This window comes from Sphingobium sp. Ant17 (assembly GCF_000588875.1).
Taxonomy (GTDB): domain Bacteria; phylum Pseudomonadota; class Alphaproteobacteria; order Sphingomonadales; family Sphingomonadaceae; genus Sphingobium.
The window spans coordinates 21033-33732 of sequence record NZ_JEMV01000013.1; the positions used below are offsets into that span (position 1 = coordinate 21033).

At 64.9% G+C, this 12700-nt stretch carries 12 protein-coding genes; 2 read left to right on the forward strand and 10 right to left on the reverse strand.

Annotation, left to right across the window (positions count from 1 at the left end; translation table 11 throughout):
* Positions 1–6: 6 nt before the first annotated feature.
* The 3 genes from BF95_RS07995 to BF95_RS08005 form a co-directional block, all read right to left on the reverse strand.
* A complete protein-coding gene (locus BF95_RS07995; protein WP_043150728.1) occupies positions 7–291 on the reverse strand; it encodes a hypothetical protein in 285 nt (94 codons plus the stop codon).
* Between the two features lie 589 nt (positions 292–880).
* Entirely contained in the window at positions 881–3031 is a 2151-nt protein-coding gene (locus tag BF95_RS08000) for a TonB-dependent receptor (RefSeq protein ID WP_043150640.1), read from the reverse strand.
* 210 nt (positions 3032–3241) lie between these two features.
* The gene (locus tag BF95_RS08005; protein WP_021245550.1) at positions 3242–3838 is read right to left on the reverse strand and encodes a recombinase family protein; all 597 of its coding nucleotides are present in this window, start codon (positions 3836–3838) and stop codon (positions 3242–3244) included.
* 94 nt (positions 3839–3932) lie between these two features.
* Here BF95_RS08005 and BF95_RS08010 point away from each other — a divergent pair, with 94 nt between their 5' ends.
* On the forward strand, positions 3933–4811 hold the full coding sequence (locus BF95_RS08010) for an APC family permease (protein WP_081764078.1): 879 nt from the start codon (positions 3933–3935) through the stop codon (positions 4809–4811).
* Positions 4812–4834: 23 nt separating this feature from the next.
* On the opposite strand, the gene BF95_RS08015 is transcribed toward BF95_RS08010, so the two are convergent.
* The 7 genes from BF95_RS08015 to BF95_RS28070 form a co-directional block, all read right to left on the reverse strand.
* Positions 4835–5272 (reverse strand): DUF411 domain-containing protein, encoded by a 438-nt coding sequence (locus tag BF95_RS08015; protein WP_043150644.1) that lies wholly within the window; start codon positions 5270–5272, stop codon positions 4835–4837.
* A gap of 76 nt (positions 5273–5348) precedes the next feature.
* Entirely contained in the window at positions 5349–6593 is a 1245-nt protein-coding gene (locus BF95_RS08020) for an MFS transporter (RefSeq protein ID WP_043150645.1), read from the reverse strand.
* Positions 6587–7390 (reverse strand): copper resistance protein B, encoded by an 804-nt coding sequence (locus BF95_RS08025; RefSeq protein WP_043150646.1) that lies wholly within the window; start codon positions 7388–7390, stop codon positions 6587–6589. Before BF95_RS08025 ends, BF95_RS08020 begins: the two co-directional genes overlap by 7 nt.
* Positions 7391–7568: 178 nt before the next feature.
* On the reverse strand, positions 7569–9275 hold the full coding sequence (locus tag BF95_RS08030) for a copper resistance system multicopper oxidase (RefSeq protein WP_043150648.1): 1707 nt from the start codon (positions 9273–9275) through the stop codon (positions 7569–7571).
* Positions 9276–9695: 420 nt separating this feature from the next.
* The gene (locus BF95_RS08035) at positions 9696–10325 is read right to left on the reverse strand and encodes a superoxide dismutase (RefSeq protein WP_043150650.1); all 630 of its coding nucleotides are present in this window, start codon (positions 10323–10325) and stop codon (positions 9696–9698) included.
* Between the two features lie 43 nt (positions 10326–10368).
* On the reverse strand, positions 10369–11892 hold the full coding sequence (locus BF95_RS08040; RefSeq protein ID WP_081764079.1) for an efflux transporter outer membrane subunit: 1524 nt from the start codon (positions 11890–11892) through the stop codon (positions 10369–10371).
* Positions 11885–12055, reverse strand: a complete 171-nt coding sequence (locus BF95_RS28070) for a hypothetical protein (protein WP_162472454.1) — start codon at positions 12053–12055, stop codon at positions 11885–11887. Before BF95_RS28070 ends, BF95_RS08040 begins: the two co-directional genes overlap by 8 nt.
* Between BF95_RS28070 and BF95_RS08045 the strand changes: the two genes are divergently transcribed.
* Entirely contained in the window at positions 12045–12647 is a 603-nt protein-coding gene (locus BF95_RS08045; protein WP_152542613.1) for a helix-turn-helix transcriptional regulator, read from the forward strand. The two genes, BF95_RS28070 and BF95_RS08045, sit on opposite strands and share 11 nt — an antisense overlap.
* Positions 12648–12700: the final 53 nt, after the last annotated feature.

Here is a 12700-nt window from a genome sequence, read left to right on the forward strand (position 1 = left end):
TGCTCGTCACTGGAACGCCAGCAAGGTCGAAGGCGCTAGCGGCGTGGCGGGCCCGAAAGGTGTCAGCGCCGGCACCTGCGCAGTCGCCGCTGCGGACGACAAGCCGCCGCCCACCACTCCCAAGGCGACTGCGCCTACCGCTGCCAGCATGCCAGTCCGCAGTGTCACTCCGCCGCCGGCGCGCCGCTCCGCCGCGATCAACCGCATGACATCGCCTTCCAGTTCAGCGAGCCGGGGATGAAGCGGCTGCTCGGCAAGGCGGCGCAAGGCGCTGTCCAAATCCATATCCATGTTCATTCCTCCGCCGTGCTCACATCCTTTACGCACGGCCGGCGAACACCCCTCGAATCCGACGTGAACGAATGTCACTAAGCGGGAACGCCCCCGGGCGCGGCGGCGCACTTTTCCATTGCGTCCAATCGTTCACAGCTCGCACGCAGGCCGGCGATCCACGCGTCCCGCTGTTTCAATTTCCCTGATTAACCTCTGTTGACATTCCGAGCGCAGCTACGGCGGCAACCATGGTGCTCGTTAGGTCAAGCGAGGCGGCGACTATTATGTGCGTGGCGGCTGCCGGCAAGGGCATGGCCGTACATATGCCGACGTTTATCGCGGCCACATAGCGCGATTGGCGACAAGCCGCCGATATTGCTCGTGAGCCGGGCAGCGGCACATGGCCATGCCGCTGCCCGCAGGAGCTGGACGATGGCCAGCGGAATCGTCAAAGAATGGTAGCGGCTCGGTAGATGGACCGACACTATCGACTTCTGGAGGAAATGAATGGGGCGGTTCAGTGTGCCCCCCCAACGAGGAGGCGGTTTAGCGCATGCTGAACGACTGTGGTGAAGCATCCAGCAGCAACGGGAAAACTCCCACCTGTCTAAAAGCTCATTCTAACCGTCGCTCGCGCCGTCGTCGGTGCACCGGGCATGATGTTGTTGTCGTTGTAGGCGGACGAGAAATAGTTGCTGTTGAGGAGGTTCTCGACGTTGATTTGCGCCTCGACCCGGGGGGTGAGTTTGAAGAATGCGGCGGCATCGACGCGGGTGAACGCGGGCAGGACGGCGGTATTGCTGACCGAGGTGAAGCTTTTGGACTGGCGGTAGACGCCGACACCGGCCCCGAAGCGAGGGGTGAAATCGTAGCGGGTCCAGAGCGAGGCCTGCTGCTTGGGCACGAGCGGGACATCGCGGCCGGCAGGAGCCGCACTCGTTGTCTTGCGGATTTCCGCGTCCTGCAAGGCATAGCCCGCACTAACCTGCCATTGGGGTGTGATCGCGCCGCTGAGGCCGATCTCTAGCCCTTTGCTGCGCTGCGCGCCCGTAAGCACCGTCCGCGTGGCGTCGTTGGGGTCGGTCGCGCGAGTGTTGGTGCGGTCGAGCCGGTAGACGGCAGCGGTCAGGTTAAGCGTTGGAAAGATATCCCATTTGAGGCCGAGTTCGTAATTGTCGAATTTCTCCGGCTCCAGCGCGGCGCTTGTTATGTCGAGCGATGAAAACTGATCGCCTGACTGGGGCAGGAAGGACCGGCTATAGCTGGCGTAGATCGATACGGGTTGCACCGGCTTCAACACTACGCCCAAACGGGGAGACCAGAGGGTGTCGGTCCGGCTATAGCTCCGCCCGGCGACGAGATCGTCGATGCTAAGCTTGAAGCGGTCGCGGCGAACGCCGCCGATGACATCGACATGTTCGCCGATCGAGATCTGGTCCTGCACATAGAAGGCAGTGGCGTCGGCGTTTGTCCGGATCGACCGGTAGCCGGTATTGGCGGTGGTGCGCAGCGTGACCGGCGGCACCGTGATCCGGTCAGCTAACCCAACAAACGCGCGCCGGCCCCCGTTCACGATATCGCCGCTTTCGAAAAAGCCATTGATCCGCTGGTTGCGCGTGCGCTGATCGCCGAACTCGAAGCCGGCGAGCAGCACATGGCGAACGGGTCCGGTCGTAACCGTCCAGACGAGATCGTTCTGGTTGAGCAGGTTTTTGCGCGTCGTGGGATCGCTATAGGCTTCAAGGCCGACGCTCTGGACGCCCCCGCGCAGGGTGACCGGGGTTACCGCGAAGGCATTTCGATAGAGCTTGTCATAGTCGCCATACAGGACCCGACTTGTCAGAATCAGGTTGTCGCCGAACCGATGCTCGATGCGCCCGCTCAGGACCTTGGCCTCGAAATCGCTGACGTTGAACCCCGGCACACCGAAGAAGGTGTCGCGGAAGCCGGTGAGGGGGCGTGACGGGCTCGTCAGAGAGCCTTGCGTAGCTGAGGGGACGCCCCGATCGATCGTGCGCTTGTCATTATTGTATTCGAAGCCCAGGTCTATCCGGGTGGTGGCGCCAAGTGAGAGCGCGACGGTGGGATTGATCGCAAACCGGCGTCCGTCGTAGAAGTCGCGGTTGCTGCTGAACTCCTCGTAAACGGCGTTCAGCCGAGCGGAGGCGGACCCACTGATCGGCTGATTGATGTCGGTATCGACATACCATGCGCCATATGTGTCCGCCGAGCCGCTGCTGCTGATGAAGGCGTTGGCACCCGGGCGCTTGGTGACGCGGTTGACGATCCCGCCCCCACCGCCGCGCCCGAAGATCATCGCGTTGGGGCCTTTCAGAACCTCGATCCGCTCTGCGTTGTAGAGGCCGCGGTAATATTGCACGTCGTCACGCAGGCCATCGACGAAGAAATCCGCGGTGCTGTTGTTACCGCGCAGGATGATCTGATCGCGGTGGCCTTCGCCTTGAGAGATCACCGCGCCGGGTACATAGCGAAGCACGTCGGCGATCGAGCGCATCGCCTGATCGTCAATCTGCGCTTCCGTGATAACGGAGACTGATTGGGGGACGTCGTTGAGCTCCGTCGGCGTGCGGGTGGCGGTGCTGGTCGTATCAGCCTGGTAGCCGTCCCGAACGCCGGTCACGATGATCGTCTGCGAGGGACTTCCCTGCGCCAAGGCAAGCTGATCCTGAGCCTGAGCCGCTGCTGGGACGGCAATCACCCCAAAGCTGAACATAGCTGCAAAACCAGATTTTTTCACCACACCGCCCCTTTGCGAACTATTCTCAACTGAGTAGAGAAGTTGGTAATGCATCGCAATAGACAATCCGGGAGGCATTGCGTCGATTTCGAGTAATCTCCCGCGAACGGTCGTTCGCGCGACAGCCCCGCCGATCGCGGCCGGAGCTGTCGGTTTTCAAAGTCGATGTCAGCTATATGTCAGAGACGATGACAGCCACGACGTTACGGCTCATTCTGCGGCGTTGAGTGCGGGCGTGGTGGGTGCCTCGGTTTTGAGTGCAGCGAGTTCGCGGTAGAGAGTGGATCGGCCAAGCCCAAGCTGCTTCGCCGCCTGCGCCGGACGCACGCCGGCCTCGATCAGCTTGAGCGCCGACGCCAGCTTGTCGGCGTCGAGCGTAGGGCGTCCAGGCACTTTTCCCCGCGCGCGCGCCGCGGCGATGCCGTCGCGGGTGCGCTCGACGATCAGCCGCCGCTCGAAATGCGCGATGGCACCGAACACATGGAACACCAGCTCGCCTGCAGCCGAGGATGTATCGAGCCGTTCCTCCAGCGAACGGAATGCGAGCCCGCGCGCCTTGAACATGTCGACGGTTTCCAGCAGCTCCTTGAGCGATCGGCCGAGGCGATCGAGCCGGACGACGCAGATGATATCGCCGGGTCGGCAGAAGCCAATCAGCTCGTTTAGGCCGGGCCGATCGAAGCTCTTGCCCGAGATCACATCGTCGAACACGCGGATCGCGCCCGCTTCGTCGCGCAACCGGCGACGCTGCACCTCCAGGTCCTGGTCGCTGGTGGAGACGCGGGCATAGCCCAGCACGTCCGGCATCGTGGTGTAACCCCTGTCCCTAATCCGCTCCCGACGAAGACGGTGTCAGGCGAGCTGAACGGTAGCTTCGGGACGGTCAACTCTTCTGAATGCCATGGGCGTGCGCGCCGGTATGACGGTCCTGTACCTGATCAGCATCCTGAAACTCGCCCCATTGCTGCTACTGATCGTCATCGGCTTCCCCGCCATCGAGTGGGCACGTGTCGTCGACAGCGGTCTGATCGCGCCCACGCAGCTTGGCCAGTCGATGCTCGTCCTGATGTACGCCTTTATCGGCTTTGAGTTCAGCCTCATCGCCGCGGGTGAAACACGGAATGCAAAGGCAACCGTTCCCCGCGCCTTGATCGGTACGGTGATCGCCATCGCCCTTTGCTATGCTCTGATCCAGCTCGTAGCCGTCTCGGTAGGCCCCGACCTCGGGAACAGCGCCTCACCACTCGTCGAGCTGGCGAGGCGATTGACAGGAGCGACCGGGGCAATAGCCCTTTCGCTGGGCGCTATATTCTCGATTGGCGGAGGCAGTCTGACGTCTTTGCTCACCGCGCCACGCCTCACCTTCGCACTGGCCCGCGATGGAACGCTCCCCATGTGGTTCGGTATTGTGAACGAGAGAACCCGCACGCCGGCGAACTCGATCCTGTTCTGCGGAGCGCTCAGTCTGGCGCTTGCCGTCGGGCAGCAGTTCGTGTGGCTCGTGCTCTTGAGCACCTCGGTCCGCTTGATGACCTACGCCTTGTGCATTGCAGCCTTGCCGAAGATCGAGAAGAGCTTGCCGAAAGATCCAGGGCAATTCGCGCTGCCCGGGGGGCTTGTCATTCCTGCATGTGGCCTCCTTCTCACGATCTGGCTTTTGAGCCATTCAAGCATGGAATCCTTTGCCATCATGGGCATTGTCGTCGCCCTTGGCAGCATCATCTATTGGGCCTGCATCAGCCGGTCAGGCGATGCCTTCCCTATAGACAGGCAATCCTGACCAGACCTGTGACGCGAGCGATATCAGTGCCGGGCGAAAGTACGCTGACCGGCGCTGCCGAACGACACTACTGTATAGGGTTGGTGGGCAGCGCCTGCCACTTCCATGCCCTCCGAACCGATCGGCATCCCTGCAACCGCAATGCCTTTGACACCCGCAGGACGGGTCGCCAGCAAGCGCTTGACGTCGGATATCGGGACATGGCCCTCGATCATATAGCCATCGACGATCGCGCTGTGGCAGGACGCCAGCGTCCGGGGCATGCCGGCCCTGCGCTGAAGCTCGTTGCGCGACGCATCGTCACGCATGACGACCTTGCGTCCCAGCTTCTCGCGCACGGCCTGCGCCCACTTCTCGCAGCATCCACATCCCGGATCCCGGTGGACGACGACATCACTGGCCGCAAGCGCTACGCCGGGCATGGCGAGGAACAGCAAGGCGGCGGATAGGCGGGTCTTCATGAAATGACTCCCGGAAGAACGATGAGCATGGGACAGTGGCCCCTCCTTTACTCTACGCATCAATGCGCCCCTCCCCTCATCGCGCAGATGATTTTCCGATGGCGGGCGGCCTCCAGGCTAGCGGCAGGGACACAAGCAGCGCTAGCGATAGACCACCAATCCCCCACAAGACTAAGTGCTGTGCCCCCGGAGCGACCACAGCGATCGCCAGCGGCGCGAGCGCCTGCCCGATGCTGGCGGCGGAATGCTGGAGACCGAGCTTCAGACCCGAAGGGGCTGCCGCACCGCTGATCCAGAAGCTGGTGACCAATCGAAGGGTTGCCGAGCTCCAGCCGGCAGCAACGATGATCCCACTGAGCTCGGCCATGCTCGCGGCGACAGGGAACAGGAAGAGCGCCACGGCCAGCAGGCCGAGCGTCAGCCCCGCAAGCCGCCTCGGCATGGTCACCAGCCAATCGAGCCTCGCATGGAAGATCTGTGCCGCCAGCATGCCCAATCCGCAAAGACTGAGCATCCAGGCGATCTCTTCGCGGCTCAGCGAAACGGCGCTCCGCGTCACCAGGAGATTGACATGCATCGCCGCCAGCCCGCCGCCCGCGACGATCGTGACGAAAAGCAGGATCAACGTCGCGCCGAGCGTCGGCGCGGGCAGGTCTCCGCCATCGTTGCAGGGTGCACACCAGCGCGGCAGACGCACGGCGCAAAGCGCCGCCCCGACGGCACCGATGCCGAGAGCGAGGATCATGAGGGGAGCGCGGGGCAGGATCGCGGCCGAGACCTCCGCCACCAGCGGACCGGCGAGATCGCCCAGAAACACGAAGGCGGTCAGCCAGGTGAAGCGCCGCGCCTGGTCCGCGCGCCCCCTTGCGGCAAAGCTCGCGCAGAGCAATCCCAGCGGTATGATGGCGGCGGCCGCCATCCCCGCCACCAGGCGCAATGCATAAAGCTCAGGCAGCCCGATGAGGCCGATCGGCGCGGTCACCAGCGCGAGGATGACCAGCGCTGCGCGCAACATCGCCCGATAGTCGACCCGGTCCGCGATCCAGCCCCAGAGCGGCGCCGCCAGCAAGGCAGCGAGGGGGTGGACCGCGGTCAGGCTCGCGACATGAAAATCATGAGCGCTTGACGATAGCGCGCCACGAGCCGGGTCGACCAGTGTCGGAAGGAAGGCGAGAATGGCCGTCTGTCCCGCCGACGCCGCAGCCGCCGCGAGCAGCAAGACGAAAAAAGAGGCCGGCCAGCGACCGTTGGCTTGCGATCCAGCCTTGTCACGCGGCGCGTTCGCGGTCGATCCCTCAAGTCGCCATCCGCGGATCACCACCAGGCGCGCAAGCCGATCACCACCCTGTGTTCGGAAGGCCCTTCCCCGCGCAGGCGACGGAAATCGGCCGTGCCGTCAAATGCGCGCTCCCAGACAAAGCCGATATAGGGCGCGAACTTGCGCGACACTTCGTAGCGCAACCGCCCGCTCAGCTCGACATTGCTGAAACCGCTGCCGAGCTGCCGATCGCTCGACCGCTTCGAATAGATATTGGCCTCTACCTGCGGCGTGAGGATCAACCGATTGGTGAACAGGACCTCATAGGACGCCTTGGCGCGCGCCGCGAGACGCCCATCGGTTCCTACATAGCCGGTGAGCTGGACGTCGAACCAATAAGGCGCCAGTCCCTCGACGCCGGCGGCCAGCCAGGTGGTCGCACCCTTGCCGAGATCCTGCCTGACCCCGAGCAGCGTGCCCCAGAACGGGTTCTTGCTGTGCCACCACAGCGCCTCGACGCTGCTCTCCGGATCGAGACGTTGGTCGCGGGAGTTCTTGAGCCCCTGGCTGCGCAGCCAGAGCTTGTCATTGTCCTGACCCTTGGTCACGAGCACGGTCCAGCCCACGCCCTGACCCTCGTTGCCGCTGGTGAATTCGAGCTCATCCACAAGTATCTTGGGGATCGACAGCTTGTCGGCCATCTCATAGCCCGGCAGCGTCGAGTTGCGATAGCCGTCGGCATAATCGTCCGAGTTGCGCGCGTCCGGCGGGGCCTTGCCACCCTGCATCGAGCCCATGTCCATCGTGGCGCCGTTACCGGACGCCGTCGTGTCGGTCATATCCATGCCCGGCATGTCCATGCCCGCATGGTCCTGAGAGCCTTGCGCGGAAGGAGTCTGCGGAGCGGGAGTGGCCGTTTGGGCAGGGGTGGTGGCGGGCGACGGGGGCGAGGCATCCTGCGCGAGAGCGGGAGCCGTGATCGCCGGCGCAGGAAGAGGGCAGCGCCAAGAGCGATGCCGCGCGAGGGGAAAATCCGGATCATGCGACCACCACCTCCCGGAACATGCCGGCCGCCATGTGATAGAGCAGATGACAGTGAAAGGCCCATCGACCCAAGGCGTCGGCGGTGACGCGGAAGCTCACCCGTTGGGCGGGCTGGACCACGACCGTATGCTTGCGGACCTGGAAGGCGCCGTCCGGGCCTTCGACATCGCTCCACATGCCGTGCAGATGCATCGGATGCGCCATCATCGTGTCGTTGACGAAGGTGACGCGCAGCCGCTCGTTCGGCCTGAAATGGAGCGGCCTGGAATCGTTGAGCTTGATGCCGTCGAGCGACCAGATGAACCGTTCCATATTGCCCGTGAGATGCAGCTCGATGTCGCGCTCGGGCTCGCGCGGGTCGGGATCGCCGCCCGGCGTGCGCAGGTCGGCCAGCGTCAGCACGCGCCAGTCGCGCCCGCGCAGGCCTGCGCCCGGATCGTCGAGATTGGTGCGCGGATAGTCGACGCGCATGTCGGTATTGGAGCCATATTCGGTGCGGGCGTGCCGTGCCCTGGCCGGCATCTCGGTCATGCCGTGCCCGGCATGCGCGTCGCCTCCCATTGCGCCCATCGTCGCCATCGCGCCCATCATGTCGACCGGCTCGAGCCAGGTCCGGGCATCGAGCGGCGGCACGGCTGCCGCCATGCCCGGGGCCGGTGCGATCGTGCCACGCGCATAGCCGCTCCGATCGATCGCCTGCGCGAAGATGGTGCGGGCGCCGCCCTCGGGCATGGTGAACTCGACGTCGTAGGTCTCGCCCGGGCCGATCCGGAATTCCTCGACCGTGACCGGCTCGACCGGCTGCCCGTCGGTCGATACGACCGTCAGCTCGACCCCGGGGATCCGCACGTCGAAGAACGTCGCCGTCCCCGCGCCGACGAAGCGCAGGCGCACGCGCTCGCCGGGCGCGGCGATACCGGTCCAGTTGCCGGCGGGCGGCGCGCCGTTCATCAGATAGGTGTAGGTCGCGGCAGAGACATCGCTGTAGTCGGTCGGGTTCATCCGCGAGCTGTTCCACATCCGCCGGCGCTCGAGCGCCTTGCCCAAGCCCATGGCGCCGACATCCTTGAGGAAATCGCCGGCGGTCGGCTGCGCAAAATTATAGTAGCTGCTCTGCTTCTTGAGATTGAGGAAGATCTGCAGCGGCGGCTCGTCCGACCAGTCGCTGAGCACGATGCAATAGTCGCGATCGGGCGCCCGCGCCGTCGGCGCCTGTTTCGGCTCGACGATGATCGCTCCATAGAGTCCCGTCTGCTCGGCGAGCGTGTGAGCGTGATACCAGTAGGTTCCGCTCTGGCGGACCTCGAAGCGATAGGTGAAGGTCTCACCCGGCGCGATGCCGGCAAAGCTGATGCCGGGCACGCCGTCCATCTCCGCCGGCACGATGATGCCGTGCCAATGGATGCTCGACATCTCCTTGAGGCCGTTGCGCACGCGCAGCGTGACCGTGTCGCCTTCGCGCAGGCGCAGGACCGGCGCGGGCACGCTGCCGTTCACGGCGGTCGCGATACGGCGCTTGCCGGTGAAGTTGACCGGCAGCTCGGCGATCTCGAGGTCGAACTCGGTCCCGCTCAGCTCAGCGGGCGAGACTGGGGCGGATCGCGCGAGAAGCGCCGGGGCGAAACCGGCGACCGCGCCGCCGATCGCCAGCCCCTGGACGAATTGGCGCCGCGCAATCGGGCGGGCGTTCAGGTCGAACATGGATCGTGCATCTTTCTGGAACAGGGTTTGCCTGCGGCGCCAGGCGCGCCGGCTTGTGCCATCTCGCCGACCGTCAGGGTGCGCTGGCGAGGGGGCGTGATCTTCACCCGCGAACTGGGGCAAGACCGTAGCGGCACCGGCTTCACGGCGCGCGATCAGAACCTTGTTCCAGTGAGGATTGTCGTGTTTGCATGGGCGATCTCCAAGAGCCTGCGCCGCGGTCACCGGCTTGCGAACCGGGTGGCGCTGGCCCCTCCATGCGATGTCATCACGTCGAGCAGTATACGTATGTTACGAAGCGGGCGCTTGGCTGACGCCCCGCCGCGCAGTTGGCGGTCGGCTCTGCGGCCTCGCCGTCCTGATTCTCCTTTCGAACCCCACGCCCATCGCGCGACCAGCTCGATGAGCGTGGATGCCTGGTCAACCGCCTGGTATTTGGTCGGCTCGAGTCAGTCCCAGGCCGTCGAGGTTCAGGGCGACAAAATCCCAGTCGATCGCATTGCGCAGAATCTTGTCGGCATAGTCGGGTCGCGCGTTGCGATAGTCGACATAATAAGCGTGCTCCCAGACATCGAAGATGAAGAGGGGCGCCGCACCATGCGCGACAGGGGTGTCGGCATCGTGATAGGAGGTTACCTCGAGCTTGCCGTCCTTGAGGTTGAGCGCGGCCCATCCGCTGCCGAAATGACCGACGGCCTCAGCCTTGAGCGTGTCGATCAGCCCGTCCACCGATCCGAAGGCCTCGGTGATGAGATCGAGCAGCGGGCCGGTCGGCTGCTTCTTTTGCGGGCTGAGACCGCGCCAGTAGAAACTGTGGTTCCAGATCTGGCCGACCTGATTGAACAGCCCCCTGGGGCCATTGGTAGCAGCAAGCTCGATCAATTCCACGAGCGACTTGCCCTGCAGCGCGGGATCGGCCGCGACCAGTTCGTTCGCCTTGACGACATAGGCGTTGTGATGCTTGCCGTGATGATAGTCGAACGTCTCAGGTGAGATCAGGTCACCAAATGCATCCTTAGGATATGGCAGGGGCGGGAGGGTGAAGCTCATTCCTGGTCTCCTTGGTGTCTTCAGATGGCGCTCGAAAAGCGGGTCAGTGCCGTAGCGCCTTCGTGGCATCCCTGAACGGAAGGGAGTCCTGCTCTGTCGCGGCAGATGCGTCCCCAGACCCGGCCGGCTCTTGCACAGGGCCCTGTGCGCTTTGGATGCCCTGCCATCCCCCGCCCAGCGCCTTGAAGAGATCGACCCGGGCCGAGGAAAGCCGCTGGATGGAGCCGGCATAGCTGCTGCGGGCGTTGAGCATCTCGCTTTGCGCCACCAGCACGTCGAGATAGGCGACAGAGCCAGCGCGATAGCGCAGGTCGGCAAATTCATACGCCTTCTCCGCCCGGGCCTGCGCTTCGCCCAGCGCATCGAGCCTGCGCTGTTCGGTGGTGACCACCGTCAGCGCCTGCTCGACCTCCTTGAGCGCAGTGATAAGCCGCCCATCAAAGGCCGCGAGCGAGGCCTCGCCCTGCGCCTGCGCCTGCCGGATACGCGTGCGGGCGACCGCGATATTGGGGAAGCTCCAGGAGATGAGCGGTCCCAGCGAGAAGGAGAAGCTGTTGGCACCGCGCACCTGGTCGTTGCGAAAGAAATTGCCCGAGCCGCCCAGGCTGATGCGCGGATAAAGATCGGCGGTCGCCACACCGATGCGCGCCGTATCGGCCGCAAGCTGACGCTCGGCTTGCCGCAGGTCAGGTCGGCGGCGCAGCAGGGCGGCGCCATCGCCGACGGGGATCGACGCCTTCGGTTCGGGTGGGGTCGTACAGCGCCGGGCAGATTCCGGCACCTGATCGGGCGTGGTGCCAAGCAGCGCCGCCAGTTCGAAGAGCGCCACCTGCTGCTGGCCTTCGAGCGCCGGGATCGCCGCACGCGCCGTCGCGGTCGCGGCGCCCGCGCGTTCGACGTCGAGCTTGCCGACCGAGCCCGCCTTCTCCTGTTCCGAGACAAGCCGGAAGCTGTCGCCACTCGCCTTGTAGGACTGGCGCGCGACATCGAGCGCATAGGCGGCCGCGCAGGCGTTGAGATAGGCACGCGTCGTCTCGGCCGCGACCGTCACCCGCACCGTGTCGCGCGCCGCCTCGATCGCGCCGGCATCGGCGCGGGCGGCCTGGATGGCGCGGGACACGCGGCCGAACAGGTCGGCTTCCCACGATAGCGACATGCCCGCGAACTGCGACCATTGCGCATCGCCAAGGTTGCCTGGAAAGCCGCTTTGCCCGGCTCCCTGGATGCCGTCGCCATAGGGAGCGCCGCCGTTGAGGGTGGTGGAGGGCAGCCGCCCCGCCCGCGCCTCGCTCAGCACCGCGCGCGCCTTGGCGAGATTGGCGGACGCGACACGCAGGTCGGTGTTGGCAACAAACGCTTGTGTGACCAATGCGTCGAGTGCCGGATCCTCATAGAGCTTCCACCAGTCGTCGGGCAGCGCGGCGGCCGCATCGATCCGGGGCGCGGTGGTGACGAAGGCTCCCGCAGCGGCCGAAGGCGGCGCGGGCGGCCGGTAATCCGGTCCCACCGCGCAGGCAGAGAGCGCCAGCCCGGCCAGCGGCGCGAGGACATGAGGGAATTTACGCATGGGCCAGCCCTCCTTCGAGCGGCGGGACGGTGGGTTTGCCGTCCGGCTTCGGCTTGGGCCGATGGTCGGCGGCGAGCAGGGTATAGATCGTCGGCAAGACGAAGAGCGTGAAGAGCGTGCCGATCAGCATGCCCATCACCACCACGATGCCGATGGCGCTCAAGATGCACGGTGCGCTCTCGTCGGCGGCGCTCGGCAAGCAGCTCGGCATTACCGGCGAGGCGGCGCGTCAGCAGCTGCTGCGCCTCGCCGAACAGGATCTCGTCGTGTCATCCAGCGAGGCAAAGGGCGTGGGTCGCCCACTTCTCCTCTGGGACCTGACGTCAGCGGCGCAGTCGCGCTTTCCTGATACGCATGCGAGCCTCACCGCCCAGCTTCTCGGCATCATTCGAACGCATATGGGCGAAGGCGCGCTCGAGACGATTATCGACGTGCGCGAGGCTGAGACCCGCACGCGCTACCAGAGCGAACTTGCAGGCAAGCAGGACCTTGCCGACAGGGTGGCCGCCCTCGCCGCGCTCCGCACCGAAGAAGGCTATATGGCCGAGTGGCGCGAGGAACCCGATGGATCTTTCGTCCTCATTGAAAATCATTGCCCGATCTGCGCCGCCGCCGCGGCCTGCGTCGGTTTCTGCCGCGCCGAGCTCGAGGTTTTTCGCTCGGCTCTTGGGCCCCGCGTTTCCATTGCAAGGGCTGAGCATATCATCAGCGGCGGGCGTCGATGCACCTACATCATCAGGGCCAATCCACAATGACGCACGCTCTTCGCACCCATCGGGTTCGCCGGAAGCGATCGCCGAGGCCATGC

Coding starts and splice junctions, on each gene's coding strand:
- BF95_RS07995 (WP_043150728.1), bottom strand. CDS start 291: ATGGATATGGATTTGGACAGCGCCTTGCGCCGCCTTGCCGAGCAGCCG.
- BF95_RS08005 (WP_021245550.1), bottom strand. CDS start 3,838: ATGCCGGACGTGCTGGGCTATGCCCGCGTCTCCACCAGCGACCAGGAC.
- BF95_RS08010 (WP_081764078.1), top strand. CDS start 3,933: ATGGGCGTGCGCGCCGGTATGACGGTCCTGTACCTGATCAGCATCCTG.
- BF95_RS08015 (WP_043150644.1), bottom strand. CDS start 5,272: ATGAAGACCCGCCTATCCGCCGCCTTGCTGTTCCTCGCCATGCCCGGC.
- BF95_RS08025 (WP_043150646.1), bottom strand. CDS start 7,390: ATGGACATGCCGGGCATGGATATGACCGACACGACGGCGTCCGGTAAC.
- BF95_RS08030 (WP_043150648.1), bottom strand. CDS start 9,275: ATGTTCGACCTGAACGCCCGCCCGATTGCGCGGCGCCAATTCGTCCAG.
- BF95_RS08035 (WP_043150650.1), bottom strand. CDS start 10,325: ATGAGCTTCACCCTCCCGCCCCTGCCATATCCTAAGGATGCATTTGGT.
- BF95_RS08040 (WP_081764079.1), bottom strand. CDS start 11,892: ATGCGTAAATTCCCTCATGTCCTCGCGCCGCTGGCCGGGCTGGCGCTC.
- BF95_RS08045 (WP_152542613.1), top strand. CDS start 12,045: ATGGCGCTCAAGATGCACGGTGCGCTCTCGTCGGCGGCGCTCGGCAAG.